This is a genomic window from Cardiobacteriaceae bacterium TAE3-ERU3 (assembly GCA_019218315.1).
Classification (GTDB): Bacteria; Pseudomonadota; Gammaproteobacteria; order Cardiobacteriales; family Cardiobacteriaceae; genus JAHUUI01.
Map to the genome: position 1 here is coordinate 384,716 of JAHUUI010000003.1, position 21,950 is coordinate 406,665.

The window sequence follows — 21,950 nt, forward strand, 5'->3', positions numbered from 1 at the left end:
TGCAAAACATAATCAAATCAGTTAAAAATAAACACACCGTGTGCTATTAACTACACACGTTATATTCAACTAGGAATTAGGTGGTTTGAAAATGAAAAAAGTATTGACCAAGACTCTTCTGGCAACTGCTGTCACCGCAACACTCAGCGTCAGCGCACAAGCTGCTGACCGTATTGGTGTCACTATCTACAAGTACGATGACAATTTCATGTCCATCATGCGTAAAGAACTCGAGCAAACTGCTGAAGAGCAAGGATCACTTGAGCTGCTGATGAATGACTCACAGAACAACCAGTCAATGCAGAATGATCAGGTAGACATCATGCTGGCAAAAGGCGTCAAAGGCCTTGCGATCAACCTCGTTGACCCAGCAGCTGGCAGCACTATCATTTCCAAAGCAAAAGGCGCCGACATTCCTGTTGTCTTCTTCAATAAAGATCCAGGCCAAGCAGCCATTGATTCTTACGACAAAGCTTACTTCGTTGGTACTGATCCAGTACAGTCTGGCGTAATCCAAGGCGAACTGATCACCAAGTCATGGCAAGAAAATCCTGAATGGGATTTGAATGGCGACGGAAAAATCCAGTATGCATTACTCAAAGGCGAGCCAGGTCACCCAGATGCTGAAGCCCGTACAGAGTGGGTCATCAAGACGCTGAATGAAAACGGTATTGATACTGACGAACTCTACCTCGATGCAGCTCTTTGGGATACAGCTAAAGCAAAAGACATGGCTCAAGCATGGCTTTCTGGCCCAAATGCAGACAAAATTGAAATGATCATCGCCAACAACGATGCAATGGCAATGGGTGCCAATGAGGCTGCCAAGTCGCAAGACCGCAAATTGCCAATCTTCGGCGTTGATGCACTTCCAGAAGCACTCCAGCTGATCAAGCGTGGTGAAATCACCGGTACTGTCCTCAATGATGCACAAGGTCAGGCACAAGCCATCTACGACATCACTGCGAACCTTGCAGCTGGCAAAGATGCAGTTGAAGGCACTGACTACGAACTCGACAACCACTACTTGCGCGTTCCTTACGTTGGCGTAGATGAGAACAACCTGGATGAATTCTTAAGCAATTAATTTCCATTGCGTTCGCAGAATGCCGTTGTCAGACAACGGCATTTCTGTATTCTGCCAACCTGAGGACATTAATATGCAAACAGCAGCAACAACAACTCCACCCTCGGAGCCTGCGCACGACTCCAGTTATATTCTGGAAATGCGCGATATTCACAAATCCTTCCCCGGCGTCAAAGCGCTTGATGGCGTCAATCTCAACATTCGCCCCCACTCCGTCCACGCACTGATGGGTGAGAATGGTGCAGGTAAATCCACCCTGCTCAAGTGCTTGTTTGGCATTTACCACAAAGATCAGGGCGAAATTCTCTTTAACGGCAAATCCATATCCTTTACGACCTCTAAAGAAGCACTGGAAAATGGTATATCCATGGTGCATCAGGAACTCAACCTCGTTCTTGAAACCACGGTCATGGATAACCTCTGGCTTGGCCGCTTCCCACAGATTGGGCCTTTCGTTGACCATAAAAAAATGTACAACGAAACCAAGCGCATCTTTGATGAACTCGATATCCATATCGACCCCAAACAAAAAGTCAGCAAGCTCTCGGTATCAGAGATGCAGATGATCGAAATTGCCAAGGCTTTTTCGTATAACGCACAAATTGTGATTATGGATGAACCGACTTCTTCTCTGTCCGACAAAGAAGTCAATCACCTCTTCAAGATCATTCGCAAGCTCAAAGAGCGTGGCTGCGGTATCGTCTATATCTCACACAAGATGGATGAAATCTTCCGCATTTGTGATGAAGTAACGGTACTTCGCGATGGCAAATGGATTGATACGGTATCCGTCGACGGCATCACCATCGACGACATCATCACCATGATGGTTGGCCGTGAACTCGGCGAACGATTCCCGGAAAAGAGTAATACTCCCGGCGACGTCATCCTCGAAGTCCGCAATCTCACCGCGAAAAATCAACCTTCGATCAAAGACGTCAGCTTTGACTTGCGACAAGGAGAAATCCTTGGCATTGCAGGCCTCGTCGGCGCACGCCGTACTGATATCGTTGAGACCTTATTCGGCGTACGCGATCAATCAGATGGTGAAGTCATTCTGCATGGCCAGCGTGTGAACAATAAAAACAGCGTTGCAGCAATCAGAAACGGCTTTGCACTGGTTACAGAAGAGCGGCGTTCGACTGGTATCTTTGCCGGGCTTCCCGTGAGCTTCAACTCACTGATTGCCAATATGGAAAGCTATAAAACTTCTATTGGCCTGCTCAGCCCGAAGCAAATGCAAGAAGACACATCATGGGTCATTAAGTCCATGAACGTCAAAACACCGGGGCCACATACCTTTATCAGCTCTCTTTCCGGCGGTAACCAGCAAAAGGTTATCCTCGGCCGTTGGCTACTCACCCAACCTGATGTACTCATGCTCGACGAACCGACACGAGGCATCGACGTTGGTGCTAAATTTGAAATTTATCAGCTGATTATTGATCTGGCGAACAAAAACAAAAGCATCATTATGATCTCTTCGGAAATGCCCGAACTGCTTGGCGTTACAGACCGGATCTTGGTCATGAGTAACGGGCGGGTCGCTGGTATCGTCAATACCAAAGAGACCAACCAAGAAGAAATCATGCAGTTGTCCGCTGCCCACTTGTAAGGAATAACACTATGAACCAACTCAGCGGCCAAAATATGGCCAACTTTTTCAAAGAGAATGCCCTTTACTTCGTACTGGTCATTTTGCTTGCTGTAATCATTATTCAGGACACCAGCTTCCTCAATATCATCAACCTCAGTAACATCCTTACTCAGTCATCTGTGCGCGTTATCATCGCACTTGGTGTCGCAGGCTTGATCATCACCCGCGGTACTGACCTTTCGGTCGGTCGTCAGGTTGGTTTGGCAGCCGTCGTCTCCGCGACGATGTTACAAGCCGCAGACAACGTCAACAAAGTCTTCCCTGAAATGGGGCCAATCTCGATTCCACTCGTCATCCTTTTGGTTTGCGCTATTGGCGCACTGATTGGCTTGATCAACGGCTTGGTGGTTACTTATTTGAACGTAACCCCGTTTATTGCCACCTTGGGCACGATGCTGATCATCTACGGTGTGAACTCTCTTTATTATGATTTTGTCGGTGCTGCACCGGTGTCGGGGTTCGATAACGCCTTCTCGGAGATGGCGCAGGGATTTTTTAGGATAGGCAACTTCAAGCTATCGTATATAACGATATACGCCGCGGTTGCAGCCGTCGTCACTTGGATCATTTGGAATAAAACCCGCTTTGGCAAGAACCTTTATGCGATCGGTGGCAACCCTGAAGCAGCACGCGTTTCTGGCGTTAACGTTACTAAAAATCTACTGATGATCTACATGCTCTCAGGCGTATTCTATGCCTTCGGTGGTATGCTCGAAGCTGGCCGTATCGGATCTGCGACCAACAACCTCGGCTTCATGTACGAACTTGATGCGATTGCTGCCTGTGTTATCGGCGGCGTCTCATTCAGTGGTGGCGTTGGTACAGTTGCCGGCGTCGTTATCGGGGTAATCATCTTTACCTTGATCAACTACGGCCTGACCTATATCGGCGTCAACCCGTACTGGCAATACATTATCAAGGGTTCAATCATTATCTTCGCGGTTGCGATTGACTCCCTCAAGCACGCCAAGAAAAAATAATTCTTCGCGAACCAGTATGCAAAAAGCCCGTGCAATACGGGCTTTTTGCTATGCTCACAGCACGATATTATTCTTAAACGTATACCGAATATGGCATCCGCTATATTTTGATCGCCCTTTTAAGCAAGCCCTATCAAAAACCCCGTCTTAAACCCCATTATAGTTATGAATAAATCTCACCTATAAATGAAATAAACTAATTTCTATTCATTTTTTTATTCGGTTAAGATGCTGGTCAATCGCAACTTTATTGAAATGGATACCATCATGACTACCGCAATCAAAAACAACGAACAAACAAGTGTGAATAATGAATTTACATTCACCGTCAGCAGCATCTCTTTTGATGAACACTACATTCCTTCAGATAAAACACGCACCACGACCAACTTTGCGAACCTCGCACGCGGGGAAAGCCGGCAGGAAAATTTGCGCAATACTCTGAATATGATCAATAATCGCTTTAATGCTTTGGCGCACTGGGATAATCCAAAGGGTGACCGCTACAGCCTTGAGCTTGAGATCATTTCAGTCGATATGGCTTTTGCTAAGGGGAGTGAATCATTCCCATCAATTGAAATCCTGAAAACACATATTTTTGACCGCAAAACCGGCAAATACATTGAAGGCATTGTCGGCAACAACTTTTCCTCTTACGTTCGCGATTATGACTTTAGCGTACTGTTGCCGGAATATAACAAGGATAAGCCGGTGTTCAGCGTGCCTGATAACTTCGGCGAGCTACACGGCAAGCTCTTCCAGTATTTCGTTCGTTCAGAGAGTTATCAGCAGAATTTCAATAAACTTCCGGTGATTTGCCTGAGTGTGTCTGAGAATAAAACCTACCAGCGTACCACTAATCATCACCCTGTTTTGGGCGTGGAATATCAGCCTGACCAATCATCGCTGACCGAGCAATATTTCCAAAAAATGGGCTTGCAGGTGCGCTATTTCATGCCGCCAAACAGCACAGCGCCACTGGCATTCTTCTTCTTTGGTGATTTGCTCAGCGACTACACCAATCTTGAGCTGATCAGCTTGATCAGCACGATGGAAACGTTCCAAAAAATTTATCGTCCTGAAATATATAATGCCAATTCAGTTGCAGGCGAGTATTATCAGCCCAGCTTGAAAAACCAGGATCATTCGCTGACCAAGATCGTTTATGATCGTGAGGAGCGTACGCGCTTAGCGACTGAGCAGGGGCAATATACCGAAGCGCATTTCATCAAGCCCTATCAAGACGTACTTGAGCAGTGGTCCAAGAATTACAGCATTTAATGGATGAACATCATGAATATACTACTTCCTACATCAACCGCCGGCAGCTTGCCTAAGCCGGCTTGGCTTGCGACACCTGAAAAACTGTGGTCGCCCTGGAAATTAGATGCAGAGACCTTGCTCGAAGGCAAGCAGGATGCGCTGCGTGTTATCTTGCAAGAGCAGGACCAAGCGGGCATTGATATCGTCAGCGATGGTGAGCAAACCCGCCAACACTTCGTCACTACCTTCATTGAGCACTTAAGCGGCGTTGATTTTGAAAACCGCAAAACCGTCAAAATCCGTAACCGTTATGACGCGAGCGTCCCAGTTGTCGTTGACGCTGTAGCGCGCACGCAGCCAGTATTCGTTGAAGATGCCAAGTTCTTACGCAAGCTGACTGACAAGCCGATCAAATGGGCATTGCCGGGTCCTATGACGATGGTTGATACGCTTTATGATGACCACTACAAAAGCCGAGAAAAACTCGCTTGGGCGTTTGCTGAAATTCTCAATCAGGAAGCCAAAGCCTTGGCTGCAGCCGGCGTAGATATTATTCAGTTTGATGAACCGGCTTTTAACGTCTTTTTTGATGAAGTACACGATTGGGGTGTCGCTGCACTTGAAAAAGCCATTGAAGGCGTGGAATGCGAAACAGCAGTACACATCTGCTACGGCTACGGCATTAAAGCCAATAATGATTGGAAGAAGACCCTTGGCGATGAGTGGCGCCAATACGAAACCATCTTCCCGATGCTGCAACGCTCAAGCATCGATATCGTCTCTCTTGAGTGCCATAACTCTCGCGTCCCGGTTGATTTGATTGAGCTGATCCGCGGTAAAAAAGTCATGGCTGGGGCGATTGATGTTGCAACCAACAACATTGAAACACCCGAAGAAGTCGCGGAAACCTTGCGCAAGGTCTTGGCATTTGTTGATGCCGACAAGCTTTATCCCAGCACCAACTGCGGCATGGCACCTTTATCGCGCAGTGTTTCAATGGCGAAACTCCAGGCATTAAGCCAAGGCACTGAAATTGTGCGTAAGGAGCTGGCTGGATAAGCATCTCTAGCTCTTTTAGGTTCCGCTTACACTCTGCTCTCAATAAATAGCAATCATCGTAAGCGGAATCGCTGCTTAATTCATCTTCTGAACTTTTAAGCTAATCAACACATCGTTTCTTTACATTCATACAGCCCACTAAAGGTCAGGCGACTTTGGCTGGAGCAGCTTGAGGCAATACTGCTCCGTAGAAACTTTAGCTATAACCATAACGCTACAGCGCAGTAAAGTAGCCCTAACACCACTGCATAATGTACCCCGACCAATGCGCGAGGCCGATTGAGCAAGCGACGCAAACTTTGCCCGCCCGCAGCCCACACACTGACGCATAAAAAATTCAGTGGTACATACACGGCAATTACCGGCCAGTTATCCAGCCACGGTGTTGCACTCGGTATCAGCACATAGCCCGGCAATAATACCGTCTGCAACAATACCTTGGGATTGAGCCACTGAAATACTGCTGCTTGCCACAAACTGAGCGGCGGCAACCATTTATTTTCTGACGCACAAACGGATTCATCTTCTTTGATTCCCAATCCAGTTTGCCAAATATGCCACGTTAACCACAGTAAATACGCGCACCCCAATCCTTTCATCAATAAAAATGCCGCTGGCAAAGTGTGAAACAGTGCTCCCATACCTGCATAGGAACACACAATCATACTCACCGTACCCACTTCAATGCCGATGATGTGCATTATGCAACCACGATACCCCTTACGCAGCCCACCTTGCAGCAACATCAGGTTATTGGGCCCCGGCGTGATTGAATTGATCACGATAAAAACCACCAGCGCTTGCCACATCGAGAAAGTAATGCTTCCCATACATTCATCCTTGTTTTTATAAAATGAATGCTTAATGTAAATATAATTAGCAGTACAATACCGATACAATTAAGAGATCAAATAACAAACTGTACCGGCAATCCCAACATGACAATCAGCATGCAACCAAAGACCACACAAGTCCGCCACTGGCTTAGCCAGCGCATTGCAACGCGCCAATACCCACCCAATAGCCGCGTACCGTCGATTCGTGCACTAGCCAAACAGCTCGGCTTTTCACCCTACACCGTCACCCAGGCCTATGAACAGCTGGTTGCGGAAGGCATATTGCACGCACGCAGCGGTTCTGGATTTTACGTTTGTCCACCCAAAAACCACGTGCGCCTGCCAAACCCAACTCAACACAATATCAACGACAATGTATTCGACAGCGGCTGGCTAATGCGCCATCTCTTCCATGGCTTTTCTTGCCAGCGCGCACCGGGTAGCGGCCTTTTGCCTGACGCTTGGCTTGAGCAGAGGCACCTCGGCAAAATCGTCCGCCAAAATGCTGAACGTGCGGCACAATACAGCTATGGCTATGGTCAATTACACGGCTACATCGGCCTGCGTGAGCAGTTCTGCCGCCAACTTGACAACGTCGGTATTCTCGCCCACCCAGAGCAAATCCTCACTGATAATGGCGTCTCTGCCAGTATCGTCAATATAGCTACCACCCTGCTGCAACCCGGAGATCGCGTCATCGTCGATGATCCGGGGTGGTTCTGGCTAACCGCGTGCCTACAAAATTGCCAATTTGACGTCATCGGCGTACCGCGTGATCAGTACGGCCCAAATATTGACCTCTTTGAAGCGGCACTGCGCGATCACGGTGCTCGCCTTTATATCAGCAACAGCGTTCTACATAACCCTACTTCGCACAACCTGCATCCTGCGCGTGCGCACCAAGTGCTCAATCTGCTGCACCGCTACGACGCATGGCTGGTTGAAGATGATGTCTATGGCGCATTCGATCAACACGCCCTGCGCTATGCCACCCTCGATCAGCTTGATAGAGTATTTTACGTCAGTGGTATTTCTAAAATACTCGGCGGCAGTTGGCGAGTTGGTTGCATCGCAGCCCCGACCAAGCACATCGAAGCCCTGCTACGCCAAAAAATGCTCAGCAACATGACCTGTAGCGAACTCAACGAACGCATCGTTACTGATCTCAGCACGGGTAGCCACTACCGCAAGCACATTCACGATCTGCAACAGCGCCTTGGCGAGGCACACGACAACCTACGCCATTGGCTACACGACAGCCCTTTCCAACTTACAGACAACCAACAACCCGGGCTATTCGTGTGGCTCGATACGGGCATGGACAGCAACGAACTTGCTCTACTCGGCAAAGACGCAAATTGGCTGATCGCACCGGGGTCACTATTTCATCCCGACCAACGCGCCAGCACGTATATTCGCCTCAATATCGCTAATACCAGCCGTGGATTTATTCAGTGGCTGGGCTGCGTGTCAAAAACGTAATCTTTATAAATTAATAGTTTTAAAATAAATCATTGTTATAAATAATATTTAAATACTCATTTAGTGACTTAACATGAAGGTAAAATGACCAATTTATCATCCGTCATATAGATGATTTTTCCTAAAATAATCACAGATTTACTTCTATAACTACGGAGGTTCCCATGGCCAAAACCATTACTAGAGAAACCATCAAGCAGCTCCAGCAACAGCGCAATTACCCAAGTGTTACCCTGACCATGCCGACCCACCGCACTGCACCGGATAACGAAAAAGACCATATCCGCCTGAAAAATCTTGTCAGCGAAGCGGAAACACGCCTACACGACACATTCGGCAAGCGCGAAAGCGAAGCTCTGCTTGAAAAGCTGCACGAACAAGCTGATGCGATTGACCACCAATACAACCGCGACGGCTTGGTCATCTGCGTCAGCAGTGACTTTGCTGAAACCTACAAACTGCCTTACCGCTTACCTGAGCGCGTTGCGATTGACGACAACTTCTTCACTCGTGACTTGGTCCACGCCATGAACCGTGATTACGTGTACTGGCTACTGGTACTCGATGCAGAAGATACCCGCCTCTACATTGGCCGCCGCGAGCATCTGCACCAAGTTGATGAATTTGGCTTCCCATACGCCATCGACGGCGGTGCCCCGGGTGCCAATATCGGTAAAGATGAAACTCAGGCTTACCGCGATGAAATGACCCGTATGCTGCGCGAAGCCGGAGAAGGCCTCAGCAAAGCAATCCGTGAAGTCGATGCGCCATTGGTTGTTGCCGGTATTGAGCGCAACCTCGGCTACTTCAATGAGAGCATTGCCAATGATCACGACGTCATGCTGACCATTGATGGTGGTTACGCAGACCACAGCGCCCACGAACTTGGTGAGCTGGTCTGGCCTAAAGTCAAAGAAGCATTCACCGCCAAGCGTCAGGAAATTTTTGAGCGCATCGGTGCGGCGAAAGGCAACAACCAAATCGTCACCAGCCTCGACGAGTGCTGGCAGGCCGCAATCGACGGTCGCGTTGATACGTTGGTCGTTGAAACCGGCCTCAGTATTCCGGCTGAAGTCAGTGAAGATGGCCGCAGCCTTAAAGTACTCGATGATGCCAATACCGAAGGCGAGCGTGCCTACGCAGACATCATTGACGAAATGATTGAGCACGTCATGGCTGCTGATGGTCATATCGTCTTCGTCGATGAAGGCAAGCTCGACGAATACAATAGCGACAAAGGTTTGGTTGCAATCACTCGCTACTAAGCTCTGAATCACTGATCCTGCTATAGCGAAGCCCGTGGTTTTCCACGGGCTTTCTTATCTATACAGCAAGATCTTTAGCATACCAATACAGTCATTGGTGCAGGTATTGCGTTAGGTTGAATAAGTTGGGTACCCTGTATTTGCTTAACAGGGCAGCTTAATAGCAACCAATGCCCCAAAATACAAAGGATAAACCATGAATATATTTATGCTGAGTAATGGCCAAATGCCAGAATCAACAACCCTACTGGATTATGCCCTCCCCTCACTGAAAGAATCCTTGCGCGAGCATCACGCCAAAAACATCATCGTCATACCATATGCCGTGATTCGCCTGAGCTATGAAGCGCGTGTGGAGAGTGTGCGCGAAGCTTTTGCCGGCTTGGATGTCAATATCAGTGGTATTCATGAGCATACTGATCCCATCGCCGCCATAAATCAGGCCGATGCCATCCTAGTCAGTGGCGGCAATACTTGGTATCTGAATAAAGCTTTGCATGATAACGGCCTGATTGAGCCCATTCGCGAGGCCGTCATGAACCGTGGGAGCACTTATATCGGTTGGAGCGCTGGCTCTGTTATCTGTGCGCCAAATATGTGCACTACCAACGATATGTGCATCGTCGATGCCCCCATCACCGACGCATTGGCTTTCCTGCCTTTCCACATCAACGCTCACTATATCGACGCTGCCATTGAGCACCACATGGGCGAAACCCGGGACGAACGCATAGAAGAGTTTTGTATCCACAACCCACGCAAATCCGTCATTGGCATTCCGGAAGGAACGTGGCTACATCTTGACGATAACGGCCTGAGCTACCACGCGCCGAAAGATAAGCCGCTAACCTATTTCCACTTTGGCGAAGAAAAGCGCACCTTTACAACCAACGACGACATAAATCACTTTATGCAATTATAGTGCCTCTACAAAGCGCTGAAACGGGCATATACGCAGCCTTATTGGCTTAACGCGCTACAGCCAGCATCACGTTCGGCGCTTTGATCACTGCATACACCGTTTGACCTTCAGCAATAGCGAGGTTTTCCGCGCTGCCGTGGGTAATGGTTGCGGCCAGCGTGACACCATGGCCAATATCGACAATCACCTCGTCATTAACCGCACCTTTTTCAATGCGCTGCACCGTTCCAGATAACTGATTGCGCGCTGACAGCACTCCGGCCAGTGACTCGGTTGCGAGCATCACATCCGCAGCATTAATCAGCGCAACTACGTCCATACCCTCACTAAGCACCAAGCGCTCAGCACTGCCTTTGCTGATCATGGCCGTCAGTATTTGCCCCTTCCCGACAGCAAGCTGCACCTCACAGTTCACTGCACCATCCAGTACTGTGACAATCTTGCCGCGCAATTGATTATGTGCACTGGTTTGCCAATAGCTATTCATTAATACCTCACGTTGCTGGCTGGAAAGATGCGCGATAAAGCGCTGCTGTCGCCCTGTGGCTTGCTGATAATTCTCTAACCACTCTTGCCCGGCTGCGCTCACTCGGTAGTTATAATCACCATCATCACTATCGCGCTGCACCAATGCCGTCCCGGCGAAATTATTCAGCGCATCAATACACTGCCGTGCGGTACTTAACGTCATTCCCAGCTTATCCGCCGCCTGCATCAAATCGCCGTATTCTTCCACTGCAGCGAGTAAACGCAGGCGTATATCTGCGCCATCATCATTATCTTGCGCCAAACGCTGCAACGAACCACGCCCATCTTCGCGCACCATCTGCCACACATCATCACCAAATATTTGGGCATCATCAGGATCGTGGGTAATCATCAACAGCGGCAAATTAAGCCGCGCCTGCCACTCTGCAAGCAAGCGACGCATCTGATCGCGCAAGGTCGTATCAAGTGCAGCAAACGGCTCATCGAGTAACAACACTTCCGGCTCAGAGACCAACGCACGCGCCAATGCAGTACGCTGTTGCTGCCCACCCGATAGTTGCGCCGGATATTGCCCGGCCAAATGCTCTATTTCCAGTGCTTCAAGCCAGTAGCGCACCCGCTTATCCTCAATCCGCTGCCGCGGATTCAACCAGCCTTTTTTTGTCGCAAATGCGACCTGCTGCGCAACGGTCAAATGGGGAAACAGTGCATAATCCTGAAACAAATACGCCACGCGCCGCTGCGCCATGTCCAGCCCATCGAGCACACGACCATTGACCTGAATATGCCCTGCATCCGGCGTCATCATGCCCGCAATTGCCTTGAGTAATAATGATTTCCCAGTGCCCGACTGCCCAATAATCACGCAACGCTCAGCGTCGCTCTGCAAACTTGCATCAAGGGTAAATCCCCCCAATGTCTTTTTGACGGTCACACGCCACATCAGCGCAACCCCGAGCGAACAATTTTGCCACCAGCCAGCGCACCGACTGCGAGCAATACCACCACGCACAGCACCGATATCACCAATACCAGCATCACCGCATCGCCATCGCGCCCAGCCTGTACAGCTTCATAAACGGCTGTTGAAAGCGTCTGCGTCTTGCCCGGAATACTGCCGGCCACCATCAGGGTAGCGCCAAATTCACCCAACGCACGCGCAAAAGCGAGCAATACCCCAGCGAGAATGCCACGCCATGCCAGTGGTAACGTCACGCGGCAAAAGGTTGCCATACGCGACAAGCCGAGCAATCGCGCCGCCGCTTCCATATTTGGGTCAACTTGCTCAAATGCTGCACGCGCTGGCTTGAATACCAATGGGAATGACACAATCACCGCGGCAATCACTGCACCCTGCCAAGTGAAAATCAGCTGAATACCGAATACCTCATTGAGCCAGCTTCCCAGTGCACCATTACGCCCAATCAAGACCAGCAAATAATAACCGAGCACCGTTGGCGGCATCACCATCGGCAAAGTCAGCAATGTATCGAGCAGATCCCGCCCCCAAAAGCGCCCACGCGCAAGTACGAATCCGCATGCAATACCAAGCAACAGATTAATACCCACCGCCCACAGCGCAACTTTTAATGACAGTAATAAGGGAACCCAGATATTCATTGCATAACGATTTTCCGAAAAAAGACATATTACCAGCGATAGAGAAAAACACGATCAATGCGCAATAAAAAAGATATCTATATAAGCTTTATTCAGAACACGCCCCAGCCCAGCAATACGCTAATACCAGCGCATTTTATAAAACAAAGAATCCCACACCGCAAAATGATGAAGATAGAGGTTGCCTTCGACATAAGCAAATTTAGTGCAGCGGCAAATTTTGGATAGCTTTACCGACCCTCAACAAAAAGCTAAATAGCGGAAAAATAACAAATTACACTCTTGAAACAAACTGTTAATTATAAATTTTTTACATATTATCATTACTTTATCCACCTGTTAAATTATACCAATCACCCACTCACTTTAACGACAAAAACCCTTTGTTATACTCATTTCAGGACCTAAAAAGCAGCTTTTCTGGTCCACTAGCGTCATTCAAATCTCATAGGAGACACATATGAAACGCTCTACGCTTAGCCTTGCACTTTGTGCGGTATTCACCTCTTCTTTCGCCATTGCGGCTGATAATTCATCCTTACCCGGCATCACCTCGCCAACAGATCCAGAGCAATCGGGCTGGAAATTGCTCTACGAAGAGACCTTTGACGAAGCTGATCCTGCGCTCACCGAAGCACAATGGCAAATTGATCCACTCGGTGAAAATTCTCCCTGGTACGTCGATGAATTTTCTGACGATGGCGAGTACTACAAGATATTGGGTGGTGAGGATTTTGACCGCGTCATGGACTCGCTCAACCTGATGCGTAAACGCGTGGCTATCGGCACGGACGGATGGCTCACCGTAGAACACGCTGCGCAGGATCTCAATAAAGACGGCAAGCCAGACTCAGAGCCAGCACTAATTATCGAAAATGGCGAAGCAACTATTGACGTACCAGCATGGAACGCCGGCTTGGTGCTGACCGCCAGTGAGCCTTTGCCAGCAGAATACCGCATTGAATACGACCTCAAAGCAGTCGATTTTGGTGGTAAACGCGACGGTGAATGGGAATATGACGGCAAATACAATGGTCATAAACCCACAGACACCTGCAAAACCAACTTCCCGTGGGTACGCAAAGGTGACTATAGCCAAGGCGGCAATGCAGAGATTGACCGCTGCGCAGAGCCGTGGGGCGATACCACACGTGAAAACGGCTATTACCTGCTCTCAATCATGGACTACGCAAACCCTGCACCGCACAACAACATTTTCATCCACAGTCACCGCAAAGTTGGTATGGATACATACTCAGTTGATGCATCTTGGGCGAAGAACTACAAATCATGTAACCCCGTTACCGGCGAGGTTTATCCATTCACCGAGTCCAGCGCTAATGGCATTAACCAAATCTTCTTTGATGGTCACTCATTCCGCGACCCGGCCTTTGCCTACAACCAGTTCGTGATGCCAACTCCTTGTGGCTTACGCGTTGGTGACGTACCGGATGCAACCATTGTTTCAGTCGCTGAATTACAGCCGGAACTGATGCCCGGCGAAACCTACAAAGTCGCGATCGAGCGTAACAAAGATGGCTACGCCACCGAGCTGACTGGTAAATTCAAGTACAGTGATGAAGTGATCACCATCCGCAATGAGCGCCCATTTATCTCTGATGACGGCCACTCAATCTGGCACTACAATCAAACCCCAGAAGAGTACGATGGCAGCCTCAATCAAACCCTGACCTTCGAAGGCCCATACGGCTCATTCAGTAAGGAAATGTGGCCGGAAGGATCAGCATACCCAGACAATTTTGCCATCGGTGATCCGCACCTCAACTACTACGAAGGTACAGCGGTGATCGACAATCTGCGCCTCTATGGTAAGTAAAGCGCTAACTTCGTCACACAAAAAAGGCAGTGGTTCTACCACTGCCTTTTGCTTTGCCTTTCAGCGTCAGCACTACGGCGCAAGACCGTATCAATTTAGGTTATTTCGCTTGTGCGTACTGCTCAGCGGCGTACTCCCAATTAACCACTTTCCACCACGCGTCGATGTAATCTGGGCGGCGGTTATTATAGTTCAGGTAGTAGGCGTGCTCCCATACGTCACAACCCAGGAGAGGTGTGCCGCGTTCTTCAACGACATCCATCAACGGATTATCCTGATTGGCCGTGTTGGTGATGGCAAGTTTGCCCGCTTCATCAACAATCAGCCAAGCCCAACCTGAGCCAAATTGACCTGTTGCTGCTTCTTTGAATTTCTCTTTAAACCCATCAAAGCTGCCAAAAGTTTCTTTAATGGCTTCCGCGAGCTCGCCAGTAGGCTCACCGCCACCATTCGGGCTCATGCTGCGCCAGTAAACAACGTGGTTAAAGAAGCCACCACCGTTATTGCGCACTGCGCCACTGGCGCTTGAAATATTGCCAAAGATTTCCTCAAAGCTTTTGTCTTCAAGTTCAGTGCCTTCAATCGCTGCGGTGAACTTGTCGAAGTAGCCCTTGTGGTGCTTGTCGTAATGCAAGTGCATGGTTTCGCTGTCAATGACAGGCTCTAGTGCCGCATAATCATACGGCAGTTCCGGGAATGTAAATGACATGTATTTGCCTCATGTGTTGTTTTTAAATGTCACCACATAAAGTAGTTACCGCGATGACAAATTTCAAGCACATGGCAATGTGTTAATCAGAGATCTTGTCCAATTTATAGCCAACGCCACGGATAGTGGTCAGTGGTAAGTCGTAGCCAGCTTCTTCAAAAGCTTTACGCAAACGGCGAATCGCAACATCCACAGCGCGATCACCAACGTCTGCATACTCGCCCCATACTTTCTCAAGCAATTGCTCACGCTGATGCACTTTGCCCGGCTGTGAGATAAACGTGGTGAGAAGTTGGTACTCACGGCGATGCAATTCAATGGGCTGACCGTTGTAGCATACTTCGTGGCTATCGGTATCAACGGTGATCGCTTCATAAGTCAGGGTGACCGGCTTTCCTTCATTGCTGCGCCTTAGCAAAGCACTGACTCGTGCCTTGAGTTCCGCGACGGAGAATGGCTTGGTCAGGTAATCATCAGCACCATTATCAAGGCCTTTGATGATGTCTTCTTCTGCAGAACGAGCAGTAAGCATGATAATTGGCAATTTGGCCGTGGCTTTACGCTGGCGCAATTCACGCAGCAGTGTAATGCCATTGCCATCGGGCAACATCCAGTCGAGGATAATGAGATCCGGTTTGGCTTCATTCAAAGCGAGATTAGCGCTTTGCAAAGATCTGGCTTCGCTAAACTGATAACCACCTTCCGCAAGCCCAAAGGTGATCAGCTGGCGAATACCACTTTCGTCTTCAACAATGAGAATATGCGCACTCATGATTAGAATCCTGATTATGTACCTGTGAATTATTTACTTGAAAACATGCTGCCGGTAATGGCGTAACTCATCAATGGAATCTTTAATATCGGCCAATGCAACGTGGGTACTCTGCTTTTGATAAAGCTTATCTGGATACCAGCGCTTGACTAGCTCTTTGAGCGTCGACACATCGAGGTTGCGATAATGGAAATAGTGCTCTAAATCAGGCATCAGCCGCGCCATAAAGCGGCGATCTTGGCAGATACTGTTACCGCACATTGGCGATTGACGTTGTGCGACGTGCTGCTTTACGAATTCCAGCGTCTCGGCCTCGGCCTGCGCAGTGCTGTAAGTACTCGCCTTAACGCGATCAATCAAGCCGGACTTACCGTGATAATGGGTATTCCATTCGTCGAGATTGTCCATAATCTCGTCAGGCTGATGAATGGCGATAACGGGACCTTCTGCGAGGATATTGAGCTCACCATCAGTAATGATGGTCGCGATTTCGATAATCTGATCATTCTGGCTGTCGAGGCCGGTCATTTCCAGATCAATCCAGATGAGATTGTGTTTTGCAGACATGAAGTATGGTGTAACTTAAAATAAAACGGCAGTTTATCAGATTCACCAGACAGACATAAGCAAGCTTCCCTACTTATATACGTAAGTGAATTTAATTATAATTTCCGGCATCCCAAATGGGTGCATTGGCCATCACAGTAACAAGAACTTCTCCCACACCTCACCAAAGCCACATAAACAACACACACTATCCGCTATATGTTTTATTTAACCTTTCTCGGCACATCCGCAGGTGTACCCACCAAACAACGCAACGTCTCAGCCTTGGCTGTGGTGTGCTTTGACCCGTATGCGCACCATGCCAAGCGTAAAGCCGCGCAAAAGCATCGTCCGTGGGTGCTAATTGATTGCGGTGAAGGTACACAGCATCAGCTTTTGCGCAGCAAGTTGTCTTTGTTGGACTTACAGGCTATTTGCATTACCCACGTACATGGTGACCATTGCTACGGCCTGCCGGGTTTGCTGGCGAGCATGGCAATGGCCGGGCGCAGTGAACCGCTAACCTTGATTGCACCCAAAGCAATTGGCACTTTACTCGATACCTTACGCCAAGCCACAGAACTATTCTTACCCTACCCCGTCACCTTTCTCGCAATAGAGGATCTACTGACAAATAGCGCAGCACCACATCACCGCCTGAACTTTACTGAGCAACACCATCTCGACATCAGCATCACACCACTATCACACCGTGTTGCGTCATTTGCATTCGCGCTGACCCAGCACACCGACCACCAAAAGCTCGATACCGCAAAGCTCGAACACGCAGGCATCGCTCGTGGTGTAATCTGGGGGCAACTGTTTAAGGGGCTAGATGTCCATACGGAAACCGGTGAGCAGTTACGCGCAGCTGATTACATCAAAGTAGAAACGCATAGTTTGCACATTGTTGTCGCAGGCGATAACGACGATGCCGACTTATTATTGCCATTAATAGATAATGCCAGCTTGCTGGTACATGAAGCGACTTACACCCAAGACGTACACGAACGTATTCAAGCGCGTATCGATAGTGGTCAGCAGCTCGATCCAAAGCATAGCACCGCTGCACAAGTGGCTGCTTTCGCACAAAAAATTCAATTACCAAACCTCATCTTGACCCACTTTTCCGCACGCTATCAGCTATTTGAGGACATCGCACACAAGACGGCAAACATGGCGCATATTCGCGCAGAAGCCGAAGCGCAATATCATGGCAACTTATGGTTGGCTGAGGATTTTGCCCAATTCGAGATTAGCCATGATGGCGAAGTCAAGAGAACAGATATTTCTTAATGGCGCTCTACCAATATTGTTAGGCTTTCGGGAAAATCAAATATCTTGTCTTTCAAAAACAGTAGCCATGAAGGTGCGGCCTCTCACCAATAAGTCATCACACGCTTGCACTAAAAAATACACACACAATTCATGATAATCTTTGCCGCCATCAGCCTCGTGAAAAATGACTGGCTCAGCCATAAAGGGTGCTCAATTTGTGCACTGATGTGAAGATCTTCTTTGAGTTCACGCATGATGGCTGGCTCTGCTGCTTCTCCCATTTGCACACGCCCACCAGGCAAATATAAATAACTGCTTTGGCTATCGCGCATAGCAAGCAGCTTGCCATCAGAGACCATCAGCGCAGCCACGCGGTAATTATTTTTTTGATCACCACTGGCAAATGAAATATCAACCTTGCTTTGTGATTCCATAACTCAATTACCAAGTAATTAAGACACAAAAAAGCCCGCCGAAGCGGGCTTTTTCAGTATTGTTAGCGGATCAGGCAAACCAGCCAACGTAAAGTGTGATCAGCAATGCCGCAACCGCAAAGGCGTAGAACCCCCAGCGGGTTTTACTGCCAACATGGATGTGCATGTCGTGCAGGATATAGTAAAAGCGGTGTACACCATGCCACAGGAAGGTGAATATCAATCCGGCAGCAATGAGGTAAACGAACCAATTGCTCATCCAGCCGTGCGCATTTTGATAGAACGTATCAGGGTTGCCAAGCGTGCCGAGTGGCAACAGAATGCACATAATCAGCACCAGTGGTGCAAGGAACAATGCCGCTGTAGTACCGCCGACCGAGAACAATCCCCAATAAATTGGCTTCATATGTTTGTGTTTCATATCGAACTCCTTATGCCAATAGGATGAAGACGATCAACATCACCACGCTGATACCGGCAAAAGTGACCCAGTTGCCCATAATCATGAGGTTATCAGGGACGAATTTTTCACCCTTCTGAATACGGATCGCTTTTGGCATTGCTTCAAACCATTTCACCGAGTTAAACAGCGCGGCGATGATGGCAATGATGTTAAAGATGATAAACAGCGGACTGGTCTGCAACGCGAGCCAGCTGTGCCAAGCGTCAATAGTTGGCCGTGCCAATGCGGCAATGCCCCAGAACAAGTTGAGCGCGGCAAGCGCGACCGGCACGCTGGTCAGTTCGCGCAGCATGTACACCTTGAAAAAGGTATTTTCCATATACCAGTTAGCTGGCTGCGGCTTTTTATATGGCTTGCGTTTCATGATGTAGCCTCCTCTTCTTCACGGTCAGCCAGCGACATCAGCCAGTGTGGTACGGCTGCGGCTTTCGCTTGCTGGATAGCACCGGCAGGATCGACGTGTTTCGGGCAGACTTCCGAGCAGTAGCCAACAAAGGTGCATGGCCATACGCCATTTTCCTTGTTCAACTCATCAGCCCGGCGCTTATCACCGCCGTCACGGTTATCGAGGTTGTAGCGGTGTGCGAGTGAGATTGCAGCCGGGCCGAGGAAGTCGGCATTAATACCCACCTGCGGGCACGCCTGATAGCAGAGCATACAATTGATGCACATGGTGTATTGCTTGAATTTAGCGAGCTGCTTCGGCGTCTGTTTGTATTCTTTTTCTTCTAAGCTGCGTGCTTTTTTCGGCACGATATAGGGCGTGACTGAAGCAAGCTTTTCAACAAACGGGTTGACGTCGACGATTAGGTCTTTTTCAATCGGCATCTGATCAAGCGGTGCAATGGTGATCTTGCCTTCGTCGACGTAATCGCGCACGAAGGTCGAGCAGGCGAGCTTGGGCACGCCGTTGACGACCATGCCGCACGAGCCGCACACTTCCATACGGCACGACCAGCGATAAGCGAGCTCAGGTTCCATTTCGTCTTTGATCAGCCCCAATGCGTCGAGGATGGACATATCTTGCGTCCATTCAACGTCAAAGCTTTGCGCCCAAGGCTCGTCGTCCTGTTCGGGGCGGTAGCGCATAACTTCTATTTTAATTTTGCTCATGATGTTTCTACCTTATTCGTTCAAATCCATCTTGATAACAGTGCGGCGACACGTTCAATCACAGCGTTTGTACGCAATGAACGTGAACACAGCAGCTATCATTTCTTGTCGCCTGCGGCACCGTATGCCCGCTGCGCCGGCTGTGATTTGGTGATCAGGACATCACTGTAATCAATACGCGGCGCACCATCGGCGCTGTAGAACGCGAGCGAGTGCTTGAGGAAGCGTTCGTCATCACGATCAGGATAGTCGAGGCGCTGATGCGAACCGCGCGACTCAGTACGGTTGGCAGCGCTGTAAATCATTGTTTCGGCAACGTCTAGCAGATAACCAAGCTCAATCGTGGTCAGCCAATCGGTGTTGAAAATGGCGCTATGGTCACTGACGCGAATATTCTGATAACGCGCTTTGAGCTCTGCTATTGCCTTGATTGCGTCTTCGCTGTTTTCCGCGCTGCGGTAGATACCGACGTTGGCTTCCATCATTTCACCCAGTGCATTGCGGATGTCGGCCGGTTTTTCTGTGCCATTGCTGCGGTTGAGCAATTCGCCGTATGGCTGGTACGCCTTTTCAGCGAGCTGTGTAAATTGCTCTTTGCTCATTTCGGCTGAGTGAGCTTTGGCATGCTCCAGCGCGGCTTCACCAGCAACTTTACCGAATACGCACAGTTCAGCAAGCGAGTTCGAGCCAAGGCGGTTCGCGCCGTGCAAACCGACCGACGAACATTCACCTACCGCAAACAGACCATTGATGCGGGTCGCACAACGCTGATTGGTTTCGATGCCGCCCATGGTGTAGTGCGCGGTCGGGCGTACCGGAATCGGATCAGTCACCGGATCGACGCCGACAAATTTCTTCGCCAGCGAGCAAATAAACGGCAGGCGCTCTTCAAGGTAGTCCTTACCGAGATGGCGCAGATCGAGATTGACCACATCACCGCGCGGATTCTGCACGGTGCGGCCTTTCTTCCACTCATGGTAGAACGCTTGCGACAGGCGGTCACGCGGGCCGAGTTCCATATATTTGTTCTTCGGCTCGCCAACCAGCGTTTCAGGGCCAAGGCCGTAGTCTTGCAGATAGCGGTAGCCATCCTTATTAGTGAGGATACCGCCTTCACCACGACAACCTTCGGTCATCAGGATGCCCGAACCCGGCAAGCCGGTCGGGTGATACTGAACAAATTCCATGTCACGCAGCGGTACGCCGTGGCGATACGCAAGCGCCATGCCGTCGCCGGTCACAATACCACCGTTGGTATTAAAGGCATACACGCGCCCTGCACCGCCAGTCGCAATGATCACGCTTTGCGCCTGAACGCCGCGCTTGACGCCGTTTTGCACGTCGTAGCACAGCACACCGGCAACTGCGCCGTCTTCGATGACCAGATCAAGGGCGAAATGCTCGTCAAGGCGGTGAATATTGGGGAACTGCATCGAGGTTTGGAACAGGGTATGCAGCATGTGGAAGCCCGTCTTATCCGCCGCAAACCAGGTGCGCGGAATCTTCATCCCGCCAAAGCGGCGTACGTTGGCGCGACCATCGGGCAAGCGCGACCAAGGGCAACCCCAATGCTCCATCTGAATCATTTCTTCGGTAGCGTGCTCGACGAAGTATTGCACTACGTCCTGCTCGCACAGCCAGTCACCGCCAGAGACAGTATCGTTGAAGTGATTATCGAGTGAGTCGTCATCACGCACAACACCTGCCGAGCCACCCTCAGCGGCGACAGTATGGCTGCGCATTGGATACACTTTAGAAATCAGGGTTACGGTCTTATCCGGTGCAGCGCGCGCAATTTCAATAGCAGCCCTGAGTCCGGCACCCCCGCCACCGATGATGGCGACATCTGTTTGGATAATATCCATATTCGTTGGCCTCATATTGTATTTTTGAGATTATTATAACAAATTACATATACATTTATATAATTATCTACTTACAACAATAGAGATAAGATGCAATATCATTTAGTTGTTTATTAAATATTAACATTATGTTTATAAAGGTTAATCTCATACGATGAAATAAATTTTTCGGATAGAATAAGCAAATAAATAAAATATTTATCATTAAGTCGTTATTATTTTGTAGTAATTTACTTACTGATATCAGAGGTGGGCAATGTGTTGGATGCAATC

At 49.1% G+C, this 21,950-nt stretch carries 21 protein-coding genes; 10 read left to right on the forward strand and 11 right to left on the reverse strand.

Features of this window, described 5'->3' with window-relative positions:
• The first annotated feature begins 91 nt into the window (after window positions 1-91).
• The 5 genes from mglB (at window position 92) to KRX19_08120 (ending at window position 6,046) form a co-directional block, all read left to right on the forward strand.
• On the forward strand, window positions 92-1,087 hold the full coding sequence (gene mglB, locus KRX19_08100) for a galactose/glucose ABC transporter substrate-binding protein MglB (protein MBV7434983.1): 996 nt from the start codon (window positions 92-94) through the stop codon (window positions 1,085-1,087).
• Window positions 1,088-1,160: 73 nt separating this feature from the next.
• Complete coding sequence (mglA, locus tag KRX19_08105) at window positions 1,161-2,702, forward strand: galactose/methyl galactoside ABC transporter ATP-binding protein MglA (protein ID MBV7434984.1); 1,542 nt, start codon at window positions 1,161-1,163, stop codon at window positions 2,700-2,702.
• 11 nt (window positions 2,703-2,713) lie between these two features.
• Window positions 2,714-3,724, forward strand: a complete 1,011-nt coding sequence (gene mglC / locus KRX19_08110; GenBank protein MBV7434985.1) for a galactose/methyl galactoside ABC transporter permease MglC — start codon at window positions 2,714-2,716, stop codon at window positions 3,722-3,724.
• 267 nt (window positions 3,725-3,991) lie between these two features.
• The gene (locus KRX19_08115) at window positions 3,992-5,005 is read left to right on the forward strand and encodes a DUF1852 domain-containing protein (protein MBV7434986.1); all 1,014 of its coding nucleotides are present in this window, start codon (window positions 3,992-3,994) and stop codon (window positions 5,003-5,005) included.
• 3 nt (window positions 5,006-5,008) lie between these two features.
• Window positions 5,009-6,046, forward strand: coding sequence for a methionine synthase (locus tag KRX19_08120; GenBank protein MBV7434987.1), 1,038 nt, complete (start codon window positions 5,009-5,011; stop codon window positions 6,044-6,046).
• Between the two features lie 200 nt (window positions 6,047-6,246).
• On the opposite strand, the gene KRX19_08125 is transcribed toward KRX19_08120, so the two are convergent.
• Window positions 6,247-6,876 (reverse strand): LysE family translocator, encoded by a 630-nt coding sequence (locus KRX19_08125; protein ID MBV7434988.1) that lies wholly within the window; start codon window positions 6,874-6,876, stop codon window positions 6,247-6,249.
• A 108-nt stretch (window positions 6,877-6,984) separates the two neighbouring features.
• Between KRX19_08125 and KRX19_08130 the strand changes: the two genes are divergently transcribed.
• The 3 genes from KRX19_08130 (at window position 6,985) to pepE (ending at window position 10,551) form a co-directional block, all read left to right on the forward strand.
• Window positions 6,985-8,364, forward strand: coding sequence for a PLP-dependent aminotransferase family protein (locus KRX19_08130; protein MBV7434989.1), 1,380 nt, complete (start codon window positions 6,985-6,987; stop codon window positions 8,362-8,364).
• Window positions 8,365-8,528: 164 nt separating this feature from the next.
• The gene (locus tag KRX19_08135) at window positions 8,529-9,629 is read left to right on the forward strand and encodes a hypothetical protein (protein ID MBV7434990.1); all 1,101 of its coding nucleotides are present in this window, start codon (window positions 8,529-8,531) and stop codon (window positions 9,627-9,629) included.
• Between the two features lie 196 nt (window positions 9,630-9,825).
• Entirely contained in the window at window positions 9,826-10,551 is a 726-nt protein-coding gene (pepE, locus tag KRX19_08140) for a dipeptidase PepE (GenBank protein MBV7434991.1), read from the forward strand.
• Window positions 10,552-10,597: 46 nt separating this feature from the next.
• Here the strand turns inward: pepE and KRX19_08145 are convergent, their stop codons facing one another.
• Both KRX19_08145 and modB read right to left on the reverse strand, forming a co-directional pair.
• Window positions 10,598-11,983: a TOBE domain-containing protein gene (locus KRX19_08145; protein MBV7434992.1), complete on the reverse strand. Its 1,386-nt coding sequence runs from the start codon at window positions 11,981-11,983 to the stop codon at window positions 10,598-10,600.
• Complete coding sequence (modB, locus tag KRX19_08150) at window positions 11,983-12,660, reverse strand: molybdate ABC transporter permease subunit (GenBank protein ID MBV7434993.1); 678 nt, start codon at window positions 12,658-12,660, stop codon at window positions 11,983-11,985. Before modB ends, KRX19_08145 begins: the two co-directional genes overlap by 1 nt.
• A gap of 460 nt (window positions 12,661-13,120) precedes the next feature.
• Here modB and KRX19_08155 point away from each other — a divergent pair, with 460 nt between their 5' ends.
• Window positions 13,121-14,497 (forward strand): hypothetical protein, encoded by a 1,377-nt coding sequence (locus KRX19_08155; GenBank protein ID MBV7434994.1) that lies wholly within the window; start codon window positions 13,121-13,123, stop codon window positions 14,495-14,497.
• 100 nt (window positions 14,498-14,597) lie between these two features.
• Here the strand turns inward: KRX19_08155 and KRX19_08160 are convergent, their stop codons facing one another.
• The 3 genes from KRX19_08160 to orn form a co-directional block, all read right to left on the reverse strand.
• Entirely contained in the window at window positions 14,598-15,206 is a 609-nt protein-coding gene (locus tag KRX19_08160; GenBank protein MBV7434995.1) for a superoxide dismutase, read from the reverse strand.
• Window positions 15,207-15,288: 82 nt separating this feature from the next.
• On the reverse strand, window positions 15,289-15,978 hold the full coding sequence (locus KRX19_08165) for a response regulator (protein ID MBV7434996.1): 690 nt from the start codon (window positions 15,976-15,978) through the stop codon (window positions 15,289-15,291).
• A gap of 33 nt (window positions 15,979-16,011) precedes the next feature.
• Window positions 16,012-16,545: an oligoribonuclease gene (gene orn / locus KRX19_08170; GenBank protein ID MBV7434997.1), complete on the reverse strand. Its 534-nt coding sequence runs from the start codon at window positions 16,543-16,545 to the stop codon at window positions 16,012-16,014.
• A 198-nt stretch (window positions 16,546-16,743) separates the two neighbouring features.
• Here orn and KRX19_08175 point away from each other — a divergent pair, with 198 nt between their 5' ends.
• The gene (locus KRX19_08175) at window positions 16,744-17,820 is read left to right on the forward strand and encodes a ribonuclease Z (GenBank protein MBV7434998.1); all 1,077 of its coding nucleotides are present in this window, start codon (window positions 16,744-16,746) and stop codon (window positions 17,818-17,820) included.
• A 110-nt stretch (window positions 17,821-17,930) separates the two neighbouring features.
• On the opposite strand, the gene KRX19_08180 is transcribed toward KRX19_08175, so the two are convergent.
• The 5 genes from KRX19_08180 to frdA form a co-directional block, all read right to left on the reverse strand.
• On the reverse strand, window positions 17,931-18,236 hold the full coding sequence (locus tag KRX19_08180; protein ID MBV7434999.1) for an NUDIX domain-containing protein: 306 nt from the start codon (window positions 18,234-18,236) through the stop codon (window positions 17,931-17,933).
• A gap of 70 nt (window positions 18,237-18,306) precedes the next feature.
• On the reverse strand, window positions 18,307-18,657 hold the full coding sequence (locus KRX19_08185) for a fumarate reductase subunit D (GenBank protein MBV7435000.1): 351 nt from the start codon (window positions 18,655-18,657) through the stop codon (window positions 18,307-18,309).
• A 10-nt stretch (window positions 18,658-18,667) separates the two neighbouring features.
• Window positions 18,668-19,063, reverse strand: coding sequence for a fumarate reductase subunit C (locus KRX19_08190; GenBank protein MBV7435001.1), 396 nt, complete (start codon window positions 19,061-19,063; stop codon window positions 18,668-18,670).
• On the reverse strand, window positions 19,060-19,812 hold the full coding sequence (locus tag KRX19_08195) for a succinate dehydrogenase/fumarate reductase iron-sulfur subunit (protein MBV7435002.1): 753 nt from the start codon (window positions 19,810-19,812) through the stop codon (window positions 19,060-19,062). The genes KRX19_08190 and KRX19_08195 overlap by 4 nt, the downstream gene beginning before the upstream one ends.
• 98 nt (window positions 19,813-19,910) lie before the next feature.
• Window positions 19,911-21,677 (reverse strand): fumarate reductase (quinol) flavoprotein subunit, encoded by a 1,767-nt coding sequence (gene frdA, locus KRX19_08200; GenBank protein ID MBV7435003.1) that lies wholly within the window; start codon window positions 21,675-21,677, stop codon window positions 19,911-19,913.
• Window positions 21,678-21,950: the final 273 nt, after the last annotated feature.